Genomic DNA, 17501 nt, shown 5'->3' with positions numbered 1-17501 from the left:
AGCCCGCTCCCGCGCCCGATCAATAGGTGTAGGTAAGCGAGAAGACAGCGGCGCGGCCGTCGCCGGGGGTCGCCCAGCCGTTGTTGCGGATGCGCGTGAAGTACAGATGGTCGCCGATATTCTTGACGTTGAGCTGCGCCTTCAACTGCTCGGTGACCGCATAACCGACATAGGCGCTGTGGACGAGATAGTCCTTCGAGCGGAAGATCGTCGTCGCGGTCGCGGTCGGCAGGTTGAAGGCGAAGCTGCCCTGATAGGTCAGGCTGTAACCGAGCGTCAGGCCGAAGGGCAGTTCATAGGTGGTGAACAGGCTGCCCGAATGTTTCGGAGTGTTCTGAAGCTGCGCGCCCGCGGCGGGGTCGGGGAGGCCGTCGGCGACCGACTGGAGCAGTTCGGCATCGAGATAGGTGTAGTTGGCGGTGACCGACCATGCCGGGGTGATCTTGCCGATCACGCTGAGCGCGACGCCGTCGACCCGCGAGCGGCCGTCGAGCACCTGGTCGGGGAGGGTCGGATCGCCCGACGGCACCTTGTATTGGTTGCGCTCGTTGCGGAACAGCGAGCCGGCGAGCAGCAGCTTGCCGCCCGCGACCTCGGCCTTGGCGCCGATTTCGTAGTTGCGCGCGCTTTCGGGATCGACGTTGCAGGTGTCCACCGCGCACGCGCCATTGACGGCGCCGATCGATGGCGTCTTCGAATTGCCATAGGCGGCGTAGAGCGTCACCGCCTCGACCGGCTTGTAAACCAGCCCGATGCGATAGGAGAGGAGGTCGGCGTCGTTGCGGAAGATCGTGCCGGGGGTCACCACGCCTCCCACCGCCACCGTATCGGCGCGCCGGTTGGCGCTGTTGCTTTCCCAGCGAACGCCGCCGTTGATTTCGAACTTCCCGATCTTCATCGCGTCGAAAAGATAGACCGCATAATTGTCGACCTCGCCGCGCTGGCGCGCGGTTTCGATGTAATTGATCGGGCCGGTGTAGACATTGCTGCCGTAAACGAAGCCCGGCGGACCCTGAACGACCTCATTCGGGTTGGCGATGTTGATCAGCGGATAGGGCGAGAAAGCCAGCGTGCCGTCGGGATTGCGGAACACATTGCCGGACGACAGCGAATATTTCTCCCAGCTTGCCGAGGCGCCCGCGACCAGCGTGTGCTCGATCGCGCCAGTGTTGAACACCGCGCGCAGGTCGAGCTGGTTGTACATGACTTCATTCTTCGAATCGCGCGTGTTGCCGCGCGGTCCGCCGATCAGAAAATAGCCCGCCGGAACGGTGCCCGGACACGCTGCGCCGGTCGGCAGCAGGTTGTTCGCGAGGCAATAGGTGCCCTGCGGCGGGCCGACGATCGTCAGCTGGGTGACCTGCTGCCAGCGCGACAGGTTGCGCAGCGAAACGGCGTCGCTGACGTCGGTTTCGAAGATCGCGGTCGCCTGATCGACGGTGATCTCCTGGGTATCGACGTTGCGATAGCCGAAATAGTCGCTGCGATCGACGCCGGGCAGGATGCCGCCGGCGATCGCATAATAGGGCACGCCATATTGCGGGATATTGTCGTCCTCCTGGTGCAGATATTGCACCGTGAGACGGGTCGGGCCGTCGATGCCGATCGTCACCGACGGGGCGACGCCCCAGCGCTTGTAATCCTCGACGTCGCGGCCGGGGATGTCGTTCCGGTGCGCCATCGCGTTCAGGCGGAAGGCGATCAGGTCGCTGGCGCGGAGGTTGGCGTCGACGGTGCCGCGATAATAATTGTCGGTGCCGATGCCGCCGCTGACGACGACGCGCGTGTCGGCGAGCGGGCGTTTGGTGACGAGGTTGATCGTGCCGCCGACCGAACCCGAGCCGCCATAGACCGAGTTGGCGCCGTTCACGACCTCGAGCTGTTCGAGGTTGAACGAGTCCGAGCGGTTGTAGGCGCCGCTGTCGCGCACCCCGTCCTGGGTGATGTCGCTGCCCGCCGAATAGCCGCGCAGGTTGATCGAGTCGGCGGGGGGCGAGCCGCCTTCCGCAGCGCCGAAGGTGATGCCGGGGACGGTCGAGAGCATGTCGCGCAGGGTGAGGAGGTTCTGCTGCTCGATCGTCTCGCCGGTGATCACCGTCACCGTCTGCGGCGTGTCGCGGACCGAGCGCGTCGATTTCGGCGATTCCTGCTGGGTCTGATAATGCTGGCCGGTGACGACGATCTGTTCGCGCTCCTCGCGGCGTTCGCGTTCGGTCTGCTGCTGGTCGGACGCCGCTTCGGCCGCAAGCTCGGCGGCCATGGCGGGCGCCGCGGTCAGGCTGCCAACGCAGGAGAGCGCGAGGAAAGTGGCGGACGTCGAATGTTTCACGGCTGGATACCCCCTTGGATGTGGTGGGCAGGCCGCTATTGCGAATCGATTGCAGAGTCAATGAAATTGAGAATCGTTCGCGATAATGTCGCAATTTGTCGCCGCCGAACCGAGTATCGACTTAGTCACGTCGCTCGAGCCACCATGCCTGGCGCCAACCATAGGAACTGGCGATCGCGCGTCCGCTGCCGTCGGTCGCCGGGCGAAAGCGGAATCGCGCCTCGATCAACCGGCAGGTTTCGTCATCGAGCGACGCGTCGCCGCTGGAGCGCGACACGCGGCACCCGGTCACGCGCCCGGTCGGCTCGATCGTGAAGCGCACCTCGACGTCGCCGCCGGTTCGGGCCCGGCGCGCGGCCCTCGGATAGTCGCGATCCTCGATCCGGCCGCTATGCCACACGGGGCGCGTTCCGCTGCCGGTGCCGCGGCCCGTGCCTCCCGCCCCGGTGCCGTCGCCGCGCCCGCCGGCGCCCGAGCCCGGCCCGGGCGTCGGGGTGGCGCCAGCGGTGCGGTCGTTGCCGATGCCTGAAACCGGCGCCGTGGCGATCGGCGGTACGACAGGCGGCAGTTTCGGTGGCGGGGTGACCACCGCCGTCGCTTCAGCGTGACGGTTCGCTGCCGAGGCGCGGCCGCTTGTCTTGTTGCTCGGGAGGGTCTGCGCGACGACCGGCGCAGGCGGCGGGGGCGCGGGGATCGCGATCGCCGAAATCGCCTCGCCAACCTTGCGCACCACGCCCAGGTCGGGCCCGCTGGCCAGCCCGGCGCCGATCGCCATCACCGCGACGGCGGTCGCGCCGCCCGATGCGATCCGCTGCCGCCTGGAAATCTGCCCCGTATAGCCCATTGCGCGCCTTTTTACGCGCACCGCCGTGCGCCATCGGCGGCTGTTTTACAGGAATTCGTCTAGCGTGGACATGAACCGGTCGAACTGGTCGTGGTGCAGCCAGTGCCCGGCATTTTCGAACTCGATCACCTTGGCGGTGTTGAAATGCGCGAGGCGCCCGTCGCTTTCGGGGTTCGATGCCCAGCTGTTGGCGCCATAGAGCAGCAGGGTGGGGCAGGTGATCGCGCCCCATAGCGCCGCGATCTCGTCTTGCTGCATGTCGAACGCGGGCCAGACGTTGAGGTAATTGTCGAACTTCCAGCTCCAGGTGCCGTCCTCGTTGCGGCTGATGCCGTGGACCGTCAGGTGGCGCGCCTGCGGCTCGGTCAGATAGCTGTTCTCGCCCATCATCCGCGCGAGGGCATCGTCGAGCGTGGCATAGCGGCGCGGGGTGCGTCCTGCGGCCTGGCGTTTGTCGTCAATCCATTGCCGGAAGCGTTCGGCATAAGGTTTCCGGGCGCGTTCGGCGATCACCTTCGGCGACGGGCCCAGCCCCTCGATCGCCACGAGCTTGCGCACATTGCCGGGATAGAGGCCCGTGTATCGGAGCGCGATATTGCCGCCCATCGAATGCGCGACGATCGACATCGGCCCGAGATCGAGTTGGTGGATCAGCTGCGCAAGATCGTAGACGAACCCGTCGATGGCGTAATTGCCGTCGGGCGACCAGGCGCTGTCGCCGTGGCCGCGCAGGTCGGGGGCGATGATATGGTAACGGTCGCACAGCTTTTCGGCGACCCAGTCCCAGTTGCGGCAATGGTCGCGGCCACCATGGACGAGCAGCAGCGGCGGCGCGCCGCGATTGCCCCAATCGACATAGTGGAGCTTCAACCGCTGCGAGATGAAGCTGTTCGAGGTGGGGCCGCTTGCCATCATAAAGTCCTTGCTGTCTTGTCGGGTTTCAAAAGGCGACCGATTCCATTCCGTCAACCCCATGCGGCGACGGAGGCGAAGAAAGCCGAAACGGGAGACGATGATGACGAGTGCATTTCGCGACAATCTGCTGGCCGGCAAGACGGCGTTCGTCGCCGGCGGCACCAGCGGCATCAACCTGGGCATTGCGAAGCGCTTTGCCGAACTCGGCGCGAAGGTGGCGGTGGCCGGTCGCGACCCCGACAAGGCAGCGCGCGCCGCCGCCGAGATCGGCCATGATGCGATCGGGCTGTCGGGCGACGTGCGCGACTATGCCGCGATCCGCGGCGTGATGGAGGAGGTCGCGGGTAAGTTGGGGCCGATGGACATCGTCGTCTCGGGCGCCGCGGGCAATTTCCTCGCCCCCGCGCTCGGCATGTCGGCGAATGCCTTTCGCACCGTTGTCGATATCGACCTCAACGGCACCTTCAACGTGTTTCGCGGTTGTCACGACCTGCTCAATCGTCCCGGCGCCTCGCTGATCGCGATCACCGCGGGGCAGGCGGTCAACGCCTCGGCGCTGCAGGCGCATGCCTGTGCCGCGAAGGCGGGGATCAACCAGCTGATTCGCGTGCTGGCGCTCGAATGGGGCCCCGAGGTGCGGGTGAACGGCATTTCACCGGGACCGATCGCGGGGACCGAGGGCATGGCGCGCCTCGCGCCCGACGCCGCGACGCGCCAGTCGCATTTCGACCGCATCGCGATGAAGCGCTGGGGCGAGGTCGAGGAGGTGGCCGAATCGGCGGTGTTCCTGTGCAGCCCCGCGGCGGGCTATATCACCGGCACGATCCTCGATTGCGACGGCGGCAGCCAGATCGGCGACGCGTCGCGTGGCGATCTGGCCAAGGGCATGGCGTAGGCGTTACTCGCGGCAACTGACCTGTACCCCTGCGAAGGCAGGGGCCCATCTCCGGCCGTTGCGAAATCCCGCGTGCCGCGTGTAGCAGGACAGCATGGGTGATGGGCCCCTGCCTTCGCAGGGGCTCAGATACGAAGTGAAAGCATTGCCGGCCGCAAACGCAAAAACGCCGCCAACCCGGCTGGGTGGCGGCGTTTTTAATGGTGGGCGTGGCAAGGATTGAACTTGCGACCCCTGCGATGTCAACACAGTGCTCTACCACTGAGCTACACGCCCATCCCTTGGGGTGACGGCCCCCTAATATCCCCGGCGCCGCTTGGCAAGCCCTTCGCGCCGGGCGCCCTGTTTATTGTTGGCTGGACCGGTTGGCGCCGCCGAACAGATTGTCGACCTCGCGCACCAGATCCTTCAGGTGAAACGGCTTCGAAAGCAGTTTGGCCTGCGGCACATTTTCCTCGGCGCGCAGCGACACCGCGGCAAAACCGGTGATGAACATCACCTGCGTCTGCGGCGCGACCTTTGCGGTGTGCTGGGCGAGTTCGATGCCGTCCATCTCGGGCATCACGATGTCGGAGAGCAGAAGGTCGAAGGTGCCCGAATCGATATAGGGAACGGCCTCGGTCCCGCGATCGACCGCGGTGACGTGATAACCGGCGCCGGTCAGCGCCCGCGCGAGATATTCGCGCATCACATCGTCGTCTTCGGCCAGCAAAATGCGAATCATGTGAAAAATCTGTCCCCGGTCCTCGGCGTCCCACCTTGCCGGAGAACGCATCCTGTTGCCCGCCGCTCATAGCGGCAGAGATTTAACAAATTGACGCAGCCGCTGGATTCGTAGCGCATTTTTTGCCACCCCATGGCGTATGCCGCCACGCACCATCCCGTCCGCCGCCATCGCTGTCAACCGGCCCGCGATGAAAGGGCCAGTGGTCGTGTCGGTCCCCCATGCCGGCCGCCTCTATCCGCCCGAGATCCTCGATGCCGCGCGCGTATCGCGCGCGCAGCTCGAAAGGCTCGAGGACAGCTGGTGCGATATGATCGCCGCCGAGGCGTGCGCGGCCGGGGCGACGGTGCTGCAGGCGCTGTGGGCGCGCGCGGTGGCCGACTGTAATCGCGGCGAGGGGCAGATGGCGCCCGGCGAGGTCGCGCCGGCGCTGCGCGGCCGGTTTTCGGCGCCGGGTCGCAAGGAACGCGCGGGGCTGGGGGTGGTGCCGACCCGGCTTGCCGATTGCGGACCGCTGTGGACGCGGCCGATCGACCGGGCGGCGCTCGACTGGCGGCTCGAGCATTTTCACCGTCCCTATCACGACGCGCTCGCCGCCGAACTCGCGGCGGCGCGGGCGCGGTGCGGGCATGCGATATTGATCGATCTCCATAGCATGCCGCCGATACCTGTCGGGCAGCCGGGGCACGGCGCCGCGATCGTCGTTGGCGACCGGTTCGGCGCGACCGCGGAAGGATGGCTGGTCGATCTGGTGGTCGATAGCACGGCGGAACTGGGCGTGCCGGTGTCGCGAAACCAGCCCTATGCGGGCGGGCATATCGTGCGCACCCACGGGCAGCCCGACCGCGGGGTGCACGCGGTGCAGATCGAGATCGATCGCAGCCTGTATCTGACCCCCGATCGATCGCCGGACCCGGCGCGATTGGCGCCTCTGGTGCGCTGGTTTGCGTCGCTGGTGGCTACTGCCGCGCAGGCGTTGCCCACTGGTCAAGCACCGCCGCTCGCTGCCGAATAAAAAACCACCTCGTGCACGGGGCACGAGGTGGCCAGGGTCCAGGGAGGACGCGCCCGCGTCGAAGACGGGACGCTCGCCGCGATGGAAAGGGGGAAACCATGGCGGCGTAGGACTGATTTAGGAGGTTGGGCGCCGCGTTACAAGAAGAAGCGGCGCAAATTCTGCAACAGGCAAAAGAAACTGGTCGGGGAGAGAGGATTCGAACCTCCGGCCCCTGCCTCCCGAAGACAGTGCTCTACCAGGCTGAGCTACTCCCCGACCGATCTTTGCGCCGGCGGACCGGCGCGAAGGCAGGGCGGTCCTCTAGACGCGCAATTTGGGAACTTCAAGCGCCAATCGGCACCGGGGCGACGTTTGCCGCACCTATATCCATCCGGCGGTGCGAAAGCTGAAATGGCCGCGTTCGACGAAAATCAGATGGTCGGCCAGTTCGATGCCCAGCGTGCGCAGGAACAGCGTCGCCTCCTCTGTGCAGCGGCGGTCGGCGTCGCTGGGCCACGGCGCCCCCGACGGATGGTTGTGCGCCATCACCACCCGCGCGATGCCGCGGCCGAGCAGGCGGATCCAGCAGCCGGGCGGGATGACGCAGCGGCCGCTGGCGTCGCCTTCGGCGCGTTCCATGCGAACGAGGCGCGCATAAGCGTCGAAGCCGGCGAGCAGCAGGATTTCGCGATCGGGCGGAAAATGCGGCCGCAGCAGCAGGCGCGCAATATCGTCTTCGGACTTGCACGCGACAAATCCGGCGCGGGCCGCGGGATCGGGCGGCGCGGCGATGGGCTCGAGCAGAGACATTGCGGCGATCATGCGCCGGGCCGCGACCAGACCCAACGTCCGACTGGCCCGGAACGGAGGCTTGTCGGCTGCACCCTTGTCGCCCGGCGCGGCGACGCCTAGCAAAGCAGGGCCATTGTCCGGGAGCGAGTCTTGCCTGATTCCGTCCATTATGAACTGCAATATCTCGACCTGATGCGCCGCATCTGGGTCGAAGGCGACGAGCGCATCGACCGCACCGGGGTCGGCACCCGGTCGCTGTTCGGCGAAACGATGCGATTCTCGCTACAGGACGATGCGATCCCGCTGCTGACGACGAAGCGTGTCTATTGGAAGACGGCGCTGCGCGAACTGCTGTGGTTCCTGACCGGCGACACCAACATCCGGCCGCTGGTCGCTCAGGGGGTGAAAATCTGGACCGACTGGCCGCTCGACAAATATCGCAAGGCGACCGGCAAAGATATCGGCGCCGAAGATTTCGAGGCGCGGATCATCGCCGACGACGATTTTGCGGCGCGATGGGGCGACCTGGGACCGGTCTATGGCCATCAATGGGTCAATTGGCCGCGCTACGAACCGGCGGGCGAGGGGCTTTTCCGGCGCGCGGCGACCGGACACAACCAGATTGCGGCGCTGATCGAGGGGCTACGCAGCAATCCCGGATCGCGGCGGCATATCTTCACCGGCTGGAATGTCGCCGATCTCGACCGCATGGCGTTGCCGCCGTGCCACATGACCTATCAGTTCCACGTCCGCAGCGACGGCGGACTGTCGTGCCTGTTGTTCCAGCGGTCGTGCGACCTCGGGCTCGGTTTTGCGTTCAATGTGTTCGAGGCGGCGCTGCTGACGCGGATGGTCGCCGATCAGTGCGGACTTCATGCACATGAACTGGTGTGGACCGGCGGCGACGTCCATCTCTACCTCAACCACGCGGAACTGGTCGAACAGCAGATGCGCCGGGTTCCGGACGGCGCGCCCAGGCTGCGCATCCTGCGGCGGCCGGACAGTATTTTCGACTATCGGTTCGACGATTTCGCGGTCGAGGCTTACGCGCCGCAAGCGCATATCTCGGCGCCGGTGGCGGTCTGATCGCTGGCGTTGCAATCATATGGCGACCGAAATAATATGTCGCCACGCTGAAATATAACTAGGCGCTGATTCGCGCCGCAATGGGAAGACGATATGCCCGAAACGGATCGGAAGCCGGCGAGCAATCTGCCGCCGCTGGCGCTTCATATCCCCGAACCGCGCTACCGGCCCGGCGACACGCCCGACTTCGGCGATATCGACGTTCCCGCCGTCGATGCGACCCCGCGTCCCGGTGAGGCGACCAAGCCCGATGCGATGCGCGAGCTGTGTTACGGCCTTGTCCGCGTGCTCGATTTCGACGGGCAGGCGAAGGGGCAGTGGGATCCCAAGCTCACCCCCGACCGTCTGCGCACGATGCTGCGCTACATGATGCTGGTGCGCGCGTTCGACGACCGGATGTTCCGCGCCCAGCGGCAGGGCAAGACCAGCTTTTACATGAAATGCACCGGCGAGGAGGCGACGTCGGTCGCCTCGACGATGGCGCTCGATCGCGGCGACATGTGTTTCCCCAGCTATCGCCAGCAGGGCATCCTGATCGCGCGCGACTATCCGCTGATCCAGATGATGAACCAGATCTATTCGAATCGCGGCGATCATCTGATGGGCCGCCAGCTGCCGATCATGTATTCGGCGCCCGAACATGGCTTTTTCAGCGTGTCGGGCAACCTCGCGACGCAATATCCGCAAGCGGTGGGCTGGGCCATGGCGTCGGCGTCGAAAGGCGACACCCGCATCGCAACCGTCTGGTGCGGCGAAGGGTCGTCGGCCGAGGGCGACTTCCACTCGGCGCTGACCTTTGCGACCGTGTACAACGCGCCGGTGATCTTCAACGTCGTCAACAACCAGTGGGCGATTTCGAGCTTTTCGGGCTTTGCCGGCGGCGAGCGCACGACCTTCGCGGCGCGCGCGGTGGGTTATGGCATCGCCGGACTGCGCATCGACGGCAACGATCCGCTGGCGGTGTATGCCGCGACGCAATGGGCGGCAGACCGGGCGCGGACGAACAATGGCCCGACGCTGATCGAACATTTCACCTATCGCAGCGAAGGGCATAGCACGTCGGACGACCCGAGCGCATACCGCCCCGCCGACGAGGCGACCGCGTGGCCGTTCGGCGACCCGATCGCGCGGCTCAAGCAGCATCTCGAAACGCTCGGCGAATGGGATGCCGACCGTCACGATGCGCAGGCCAAAGAGCTCGACGAGCTCGTCAAGACGACGCAGAAGCAGTCTGAAAAGCTCGGCATATTGGGTCACGGGATGCACCAGCCGTTCGAAACGATGTTCGAGGATGTGTTCGAAGTCATGCCTTGGCACCTGAAAGAGCAATGTACCCAGATGCTCGCCGAGCAGGAGGCCAAGTTCGGCCCCGATTGGAAGCCCGAATAATGGCCGATACCAAGACCATGAACATGATCGAGGCGATCAACAGCGCCATGGACGTGATGCTCGCGCGCGACAGCAATGTCGTGGTGATGGGCGAGGACGTCGGCTTTTTCGGCGGCGTGTTTCGCGCCACCGCGGGCCTGCAGAAAAAGCATGGCAAGACGCGCGTCTTCGACACGCCGATCAACGAATGCGGGATTATCGGGGTCGCGGTCGGCATGGGCGCTTACGGACTGCGCCCGGTTCCCGAAATCCAGTTCGCCGATTACATCTATCCCGGGCTCGACCAGCTGGTCAGCGAGGCGGCGCGGCTGCGCTATCGCTCAGCGGCCGATTTCATCTGCCCGATGACGGTGCGCACGCCGTTCGGCGGCGGTATTTTCGGCGGCCAGACGCACAGCCAGTCGCCCGAAAGCATCATGACGCATATTTGCGGCGTGAAGACGGTGATCCCGTCGAATCCCTATGACGCCAAGGGGCTGCTGATCGCGGCGATCGAGGACAACGACCCGGTTGTGTTCCTCGAACCCAAGCGGATCTACAACGGGCCGTTCAGCGGCTATTATGATCGCCCGGTCGAGCCCTGGTCGAAACATGCCGCGAGCGCGGTGCCCGAGGATTATTACCGCATCGAGCTCGGCAAGGCGGCGACGGTGCGCGAAGGCGAGGCGCTGACCATCCTCGTCTATGGCACGATGGTCCATGTGACCAAGACGATCGTCGAGGAAATGGGCATCGACGCGGAGATCATCGATCTCCGCACGCTGCTGCCGCTCGACATCGGAGCGATCGAGGCGTCGGTCCAGAAGACCGGGCGCTGCCTGATCGTCCACGAAGCGACGCGCACCTCGGGCTTTGGCGCCGAACTCGCGGCGCTGGTGCAGGAACGCTGTTTCTATCACCTCGAAGCGCCGGTCGAGCGCGTAACCGGCTTCGACACGCCCTATCCGCATAGCCTCGAATGGGCATATTTCCCCGGCCCGGTGCGCATCGCGACCGCGCTCACGAAAATCCTGAAGGACTGACGCCATGGCCCGCTATTCATTCCGCCTGCCCGACATCGGCGAAGGCATCGCCGAGGCCGAAATCGTCGCCTGGCATGTCAAGATCGGCGAGCGCGTCGAGGAAGACGCGCAGCTCGCCGACATGATGACCGACAAGGCGACGGTCGAGATGGAATCGCCGGTTTCGGGGGTTGTCGTCGAGCTGGCGGGCGAGGTCGGCGACCTGATCCCGATCGGTTCGACGCTGGCGGTGATCGAAACCGATAGCGCCGAAGACAATGGGGGCGACGTCGAGGCGCCGCCCGCCGATACGCCGGTCGAGCAGCAGATCGAGGCCGAAACGCCGGGAGCGGAAGAGGTTTCGGTCGTTGAGGCGGTCGCTCCTCCCCCTCAATCCGTTCGCCCTGACCCTGTCGAAGGGCCGTCCTTGTCTTCAACGCCTGAAAAGAAGGACGGTCCTTCGACAAGCTCAGGACAAACGGAGCAGAGGGACAAGGTTTTGGCTTCCCCGGCGGTGCGCGCCCGTGCGCGCGATCTTGGTGTCGATCTCGGCCAGGTCCATGCCGACGGCGACCGCGTCCGCCACGCCGACCTCGATGCTTTCCTGCGCTACAGCGGCGGGCAGGGCTATCGTGCGCCCGGCGCGAGCCGGGCGCGCGCCGACGAGCCGATCAAGGTCATCGGCATGCGCCGCAAGATCGCCGAGAATATGGCGGCGGCGAAGCGCGCGATCCCGCATTTCACCTATGTCGAGGAAATGGACGTCACCGCGCTCGAGGAAATGCGCGCCGACCTCAACGCCAATCGCGGCGGCCGCCCGAAGCTGACGATGTTGCCCTTCCTGATCGTTGCGATTTGCCGGACGATCCCGCAGTTTCCGATGATCAACGCGCGCTACGATGACGAAGGTGGCGTCGTCACGCGCCACGGTTCGGTGCATCTGGGCATGGCGACGCAGACCGACGCGGGACTGATGGTGCCGGTGATCCGCGACGCGCAGGACATGAACGTCTGGCAGCTCGCGAGCGAGATCACGCGCCTTGCGGAAGCCGCGCGCACCGGCAAGGCGAAGGTCGAGGAACTGACCGGCGGCACGCTGACGATCACCTCGCTCGGCCCGCTCGGCGGCATTGCGACGACGCCGGTGATCAACCGGCCCGAAGTCGCGATCATCGGTCCGAACAAGATCGTCGAGCGGCCGGTTTTTGACGGCGATGATATCCGCCGTGCCAAGCTGATGAACCTGTCGATCAGCTGTGACCATCGCGTCGTCGATGGCTGGGACGCGGCGAGCTATGTCCAGGCGCTCAAGAAGCTGGTCGAGACGCCGGTTTTGCTGTTCGCGGACTAAAGCCGACCCAACAACCCGTTTGTGTCGAGCGAAGTCGAGACACATGAAGGCACGCGCGAACGCGGCGTGTCTCGACTTCGCTCGACACAAACGGGATTCAAGCGGGGTTTATAGCCCCAGCCCCTGAAAACTCGTCTGGTCGAATTTCAGCTTGAAGGTGACATAGGCGCCCGACCGCGAATAGCGCGCGTCTTCGAAATCGCGGTCGTGGAAGCCCGCGAAATTATAGCCGAAGGTGATGTTGGCATTCTTCATCGGTGCCAGCGTCACCGTCGGACCGCCCGCCCAGCTGACCGTATCGGCGTCGGTGCCGACGCGCACGGTGCCCGATGCGCCGACATCGACATGTTCGCCCAGATTGAAGCGGAAGTCGGCACCGATCAGGTTCGACCAGCCCTTCACATCGTCGGCCCCGAATTTGTCGAAATTGTAGCGCGTGCCCCAGAAAAAACCGACCTCGCCGCGTTCGAACCACTGGCCGCCTTCGCCGCGGCTGCCGAGCGGGGTCCAGTTTAGCGAGAGACTGTTGAGCATGCGGCGGCTCGTTGCGTCGCCGTCGATCGTCAGCGCGGCGCCGCCGACCGGGCCGGGCTGGCCGGCGATCGCGCCGCGCAGCTTGTCGGAACGGAATTCGCTCTTGTTGAGCCATGACACGCGCGAATCGGCGGGGCGGTGCGCCCAGCTCATCTCGAAGTTGATCACTTCGGTCGTGGGCGTGGTACCGCTGCCGCTCGCCTTGGCGTAAGTTACGAGTGCGCCCAGCGCGCGGCCTTCGCCCAGCTGGCGGAGGCCGCCGAGCGTCAGTCCGTAACGGTTGGCGAGTTCACCGTCGCGATATTCGGCGCGGCCGGTCAGCGTCCAGCGTTCGGCGCGATAGGTGGCGCCGGTGCTGACGGCGAGGAAATCCTCGGTCAGCGTGCCGTTCTGACCGAGGAAGCCGCCCGTCGCGACCGGCTGGTCAGGGTTGAGGACATCGCCGGCGCGAACCCCGCCGAGGGTGCGGTTGCCATCGACAGACAGATCGACCGACCAGCGCTTGCCGAGCCGCAGCGATTGCGACAGCCCATAGGCGGCGAAGCTGCGCGGGCCATATTCGCCGATGTCCTGCTGGTTGGCGGTCGCAAGCAGCCGCGCGCCCGCCCAGGGTGCGAGATCGAAGCCGAGCCGCGCGGTGCGCGCCTTGATCGTATCGCCGTCGGCGATTTCATAGCTGCCGACAAGATTCACGTCGCGGGTGATCGCAAAGCGCGCGCCAAGGCGGTGGCGGGTCGGGAAATCGACGCTGGCATCCTTGCCGCCCAGCGCGAATTCGGTCTGCGCGTCGAGTTCGAGGCGCTTTTCGAACAAGCGCTTCGTCGCGCCGAACTGGACCAGGTTCGAACGGTTGGTCGTTCCGTCGCTGAGCCGGTCGTCGGCATGAGTCAGGCCGGCGCGTGCGACGGTGGTGCCATTGTCATATTCGGCCAGCATCCGCGCGGCGCGGCGGCGGGCGCCGGTGTCGAGATACTCCTCCTGCCACGCGCTGCCGGTTAGCGACAGCGTGCGCGTAGCGCGCAGGCGGGCGTCGAAGCCGAACTTGCGCGTCCCGTCCTCGCCGCGATTGAGCTGGCCGGCGCCGAATCCCGCCTCGCGCTCGCGGACATAGGCCAGGACGTCCATCGTGCTGCTGTGGTGCTCGGCCTCGATCAGCCACGCCTTGGCGGTGCCAGCGGTTGCGACCGGGCGGCCGTCCTGCGCCTTGGCATCGCTGACCGCGAGTTCGGCGCGCATTTCAGTGTCGATATCGGGGCGATAGCGCGCGTCGACGCCGCCAAGGTTGGTCTTGGCATTGCCATCCTCGTCGTGGATCAGGGTCGCGCCGACGCGCAGTTTCTCGTCGGTCGACTGGTAGCTGACGCGGCCGCCGGCGTTGAGGACGCGCTGGCCAACGCCATCGACTTCATATTCGGCGACGATGAACTGCGAATCGAGACCCGACGAGCGGCTGAGCACCGGGCTGCGGAAGCGGAGCGTGCCAGCGAGATAGTCGATATCGTAATCGACATGGCGGGTCAGGCTGAGCGTTTCGACGATGCGTTCGCTGTGCAGCCGGTCGCGCGTTTCGATGACAATCCGTTCGCTGTTCGGCAGGATGTCGCGCGCGCCAAGCTGGTAGGGGCCGGTCAGGCCATTGCCTTGGATCTCGTCGCGACGGAAGCGATAGGGGGTGTCGGCGGCGAAGGCAGTTGCGGCGAGGTTGCGGCCGCGATATTCCGCCTTGCCGCCATTGAGCGCGCGCTGATAGCGCGCAAGCTGCGGCTCCGAAATCCCGGTCTCGATATCGCCGAACATCGCATAGAATTGCGGGCGTTCTAGGCGAAGATAGAGTTTGCGCACCGACGCGGCATCGTAGCGCGTCTCATTGCGGTCGGCGTAGATCGTGTAATAGGCGCGCGGATCGATCACGCCGCCGAAGCGGGCGTCGTCCGCGTCTTTGTCGCTGTCATAGGACAGCGTCATCAGCCACTTGCCGCGCACTCTTCCCTTGGCGTAGAGGGCGAGGCGCGCGTCGGTGTTAAGACTGTCCAGCGTGTCGGCGACCGGCTCCATCCGGTCGTCGAGAGTGTTGTAACCCAGCGTCCCGGCGGCAAAGCCGACCACGGTCCACGGGCGGTTGCCGGGGTCGAGCCAGGTTTCGATCGTCTGCTGGCGTTCGACCCGTTCGTCGCGAAAGGCGAAATCCATGGTCAGCGTGCCCGACGCGGTCGTCGGCTCGAGCTCGATATACGCCATGCCGTCGTCGCCCTCGATCTTCCAGATCGGGCGGGCGCGTTCGAGACCCGACAGCTGGCGCGCCTGCTGCGCATCGGCTTCGACCGCGGGATAATAGGGTGCGGGCACGCTGAAGTCACCGGTCAAGCCGTTGCGCACCGGTTTGCCGTCTCGGTCGGTCAGGCGCACCGCGATGACCGGGCGGGTGACGCCGTCGGCGACCAGCACCGATTTTTCGCGGATCAGCGTCGCGCGCATCGGGGTGATCGAATAATGGACGCTGCGAACCAGCCGTTCGACGACCGCGCCATTGGCGTCATGCACCTCGGCGGCGAGGCGGTTTTCACCCTCGCGGATTTCGATGCCGCGCCAGACGCTGACTGCCATGCTGCCGTCTGCGGACTTCCGCGCGCCTTCGAAGGTCAGCGCATCGACGGGTTTGCCGTTGATCGTCAGCGCGACGGTTTGGCCGGGCAGATGCTTGATCGCGGCGCGCACCGACTTGGCGCGCGGATTATGGTCGGTCGCGGGGAATATCCACGCGATGCCCGGGGTCTGTCCGGCCAGCCAGTCGCGCCCGGCGCCCGCCGCTTCGGGGTCGGTGAGGAGCGTCGGCTGCTCGACCGCTGGCATCGTCGGCGCAGCGCGCGGGGCAACGGCGCGGGCGCGGAAATCGGCACGTTTCAGCGCGCCGCCGCGGCCCTCGACAAAGCGCGAGATCGCGCTGCCGGCGCTCTGCGTCGAGCGCGCGCAGTCGATCGCGGCGCGATCGAGCGGCAGCGTCGACGGGTCGATCTGGACGACGTGGAGGCCGGGGCGGACGCCTTCGAAGTGATAGCGGCCATCCTCGTCGGTGACGGTGTAGCTGCCGTCCTGGAGCATCACGCGCACCCCGCCGATGCCGTCGGCCTTGCCCGGATCGACCGCACAGCCCCCGTCGGTGATGCGGCCGATGATCGTCATCCGGTCGCCAAGCTGGTCGCGTTTGATCGCGATCGTCGCCTCGGCGACATTGCTCTGGGTACCGCGGTTGTCGGTCGCGGTGGCGCGATTGAGCGCGTTGCCTGGCCGCGCCGACACGACCACTTCGGCAAGATAGCTGAGCAGCACCGAGCGCGCGGGGGCGATGCCGGGCAGGGTGACGGAAAATTCGCGGCCATTGGCGGCGACATCGGCGTCGATGCGCACCCCGTCGGCGCGCACCGTGTCGGCGCGTAGGCGCATTCCCGCCGGCAGGACGTCGCGCACGGTGACTACACCGGTCGATCGCCGCGCGTCGCGGTTGGTTACTTCGACGCGATACTGGACCACGTCGCCGGGCACCGCGACCTGCGTCGAGGTCGACTTGCGCAGGATCAGCGGCAGGCCGGGCTGGTCGACGGGGATGTCGATCCGCACCGGTGCAGGGCTGTCGAGGATGAACGGCTGGCCATAGCTGGCGCCGGTGATCAGGAAGAGCAGGCCGTCGTCGGGCCGGCGCAGCGCCGCAAGGTCGGCGGGCGCCGATTGGGACGGGGCGGTGTAAGGATTCGGCGGCTCGACCACGAGCCGATAGGTGCCCGGCGCGACGAATGGAAAGCGATAGTCGCCCGGCGGGAAATCATAGCTCGTGCCGCCCGAATCGGTGACGCTCTGCCCGGTGACCACGCTGGAGGGATAGGCCGACACGCCGTCATCGCCGAACACCGGCACCGGCGCGCCGGTCGTCGCATCGACGATGGTCACCCGGCTGCCCGCGACAGGGGCGCCGTCGCCGCTGTCGAAGACGATCCCGAACGGATCGACGAGGAAATCTAGGGTGGCGAGCGCGACGAGGCTGGCGTCGGCCTGATCGGTGATCGTCAGCCCGATCGATGCGCCGGGATTGACCGACAGGCGGCAGTCGCCCGCGACGATGGCGGGTGGCACGCCGATGGTGTTGATGATGCCGACGAATTCGCCGCTGTCGGCGGCGGTTTCGGTGAGCGTGATCGCCTCGCGGTCGCCGTTTTCGAGCGCGAGTTCGACGCGCAGCGTGTCGCGCTGCTGGCGATCGACGTTGGCCGACGCGAGCGTGACGCCGATGACGACGACTTCGCCGGCGCGAAAACGGCTGCTGCCCTGCAGCGCGGCGGGGGTGGTCGAAATGCCTTGGTAAACGCCGCCCAGCGGGATCGTGGAGGTCACGCTGCGCGCGGTTTCGCGGATACACAGCGTGGGCGCTAGCGGAACGGCGCGGTCACCACCTTCCTTCAGCAGGCGGTAGGTAGCGATCGTCGGCGTTTCGGGCGGGCGCGGGCGGACGGTCAGGTCGACGCGGTTCGAAAGCGCCTGGCCCGATTGCGCGCCGTCGCTCCAATGCGCCGACGCGGTATTGGTAATGACCTGCGCGTGCGCCGCCGGCGCCGCAGACAGCGCTGCGGCGGCTGCGGCCAGCATGGCCACAAA

Annotated in this window: 12 protein-coding genes and 2 tRNA genes; 6 read left to right on the top strand and 8 right to left on the bottom strand. The window is 66.2% G+C overall.

The window, feature by feature from the left end:
• Positions 1-19 precede the first annotated feature (19 nt).
• The 3 genes from HEQ22_RS08165 to HEQ22_RS08155 all read right to left on the bottom strand — a co-directional run bounded on the left by HEQ22_RS08165 (position 20) and on the right by HEQ22_RS08155 (position 4088).
• Positions 20-2260: a TonB-dependent receptor gene (locus tag HEQ22_RS08165; RefSeq protein ID WP_432770842.1), complete on the bottom strand. Its 2241-nt coding sequence runs from the start codon at positions 2258-2260 to the stop codon at positions 20-22.
• A 190-nt stretch (positions 2261-2450) separates the two neighbouring features.
• Positions 2451-3173, bottom strand: coding sequence for an energy transducer TonB (locus tag HEQ22_RS08160; protein ID WP_432770679.1), 723 nt, complete (start codon positions 3171-3173; stop codon positions 2451-2453).
• Positions 3174-3218: 45 nt separating this feature from the next.
• Positions 3219-4088 carry an alpha/beta fold hydrolase gene (locus HEQ22_RS08155; protein WP_432770678.1) on the bottom strand — a complete coding sequence of 290 codons (870 nt, stop codon included), beginning with the start codon at positions 4086-4088 and terminating at the stop codon, positions 3219-3221.
• Between the two features lie 97 nt (positions 4089-4185).
• On the opposite strand from HEQ22_RS08155, the gene HEQ22_RS08150 reads away from it, so the two are divergent.
• Entirely contained in the window at positions 4186-4983 is a 798-nt protein-coding gene (locus HEQ22_RS08150; RefSeq protein ID WP_432770677.1) for an SDR family oxidoreductase, read from the top strand.
• 201 nt (positions 4984-5184) lie between these two features.
• Here the strand turns inward: HEQ22_RS08150 and HEQ22_RS08145 are convergent.
• Together HEQ22_RS08145 and cpdR are read right to left on the bottom strand one after the other, a co-directional pair.
• Positions 5185-5259 (bottom strand) — tRNA-Val (locus tag HEQ22_RS08145).
• A 70-nt stretch (positions 5260-5329) separates the two neighbouring features.
• The gene (cpdR, locus tag HEQ22_RS08140) at positions 5330-5707 is read right to left on the bottom strand and encodes a cell cycle two-component system response regulator CpdR (protein ID WP_432770676.1); all 378 of its coding nucleotides are present in this window, start codon (positions 5705-5707) and stop codon (positions 5330-5332) included.
• A gap of 190 nt (positions 5708-5897) precedes the next feature.
• On the opposite strand from cpdR, the gene HEQ22_RS08135 reads away from it, so the two are divergent.
• Positions 5898-6722: an N-formylglutamate amidohydrolase gene (locus tag HEQ22_RS08135; RefSeq protein ID WP_432770675.1), complete on the top strand. Its 825-nt coding sequence runs from the start codon at positions 5898-5900 to the stop codon at positions 6720-6722.
• 181 nt (positions 6723-6903) lie between these two features.
• On the opposite strand, the gene HEQ22_RS08130 is transcribed toward HEQ22_RS08135, so the two are convergent.
• Together HEQ22_RS08130 and HEQ22_RS08125 are read right to left on the bottom strand one after the other, a co-directional pair.
• Positions 6904-6980 (bottom strand) — tRNA-Pro (locus tag HEQ22_RS08130).
• A 105-nt stretch (positions 6981-7085) separates the two neighbouring features.
• Complete coding sequence (locus HEQ22_RS08125) at positions 7086-7514, bottom strand: JAB domain-containing protein (RefSeq protein ID WP_432770674.1); 429 nt, start codon at positions 7512-7514, stop codon at positions 7086-7088.
• A gap of 174 nt (positions 7515-7688) precedes the next feature.
• On the opposite strand from HEQ22_RS08125, the gene thyA reads away from it, so the two are divergent.
• The 4 genes from thyA to HEQ22_RS08105 all read left to right on the top strand — a co-directional run bounded on the left by thyA (position 7689) and on the right by HEQ22_RS08105 (position 12323).
• Positions 7689-8582, top strand: coding sequence for a thymidylate synthase (gene thyA / locus HEQ22_RS08120; protein ID WP_432770841.1), 894 nt, complete (start codon positions 7689-7691; stop codon positions 8580-8582).
• A 93-nt stretch (positions 8583-8675) separates the two neighbouring features.
• Positions 8676-9971, top strand: a complete 1296-nt coding sequence (locus tag HEQ22_RS08115; RefSeq protein WP_432770673.1) for a thiamine pyrophosphate-dependent enzyme — start codon at positions 8676-8678, stop codon at positions 9969-9971.
• A gap of 17 nt (positions 9972-9988) precedes the next feature.
• Positions 9989-10993, top strand: a complete 1005-nt coding sequence (locus HEQ22_RS08110; RefSeq protein ID WP_432770840.1) for an alpha-ketoacid dehydrogenase subunit beta — start codon at positions 9989-9991, stop codon at positions 10991-10993.
• A gap of 4 nt (positions 10994-10997) precedes the next feature.
• Positions 10998-12323 (top strand): dihydrolipoamide acetyltransferase family protein, encoded by a 1326-nt coding sequence (locus HEQ22_RS08105; protein ID WP_432770672.1) that lies wholly within the window; start codon positions 10998-11000, stop codon positions 12321-12323.
• Positions 12324-12431: 108 nt separating this feature from the next.
• Here HEQ22_RS08105 and HEQ22_RS08100 read toward each other — a convergent pair whose 3' ends face one another.
• Positions 12432-17492, bottom strand: coding sequence for a hypothetical protein (locus tag HEQ22_RS08100; RefSeq protein ID WP_432770671.1), 5061 nt, complete (start codon positions 17490-17492; stop codon positions 12432-12434).
• Between the last annotated feature and the right edge of the window lie 9 nt (positions 17493-17501).

Source organism: Sphingopyxis sp. (assembly GCF_050916055.1).
In the GTDB taxonomy this organism is placed as follows: Bacteria; Pseudomonadota; Alphaproteobacteria; order Sphingomonadales; family Sphingomonadaceae; genus Sphingopyxis.
This window is presented reverse-complemented; position numbering and strand designations above follow the sequence as displayed.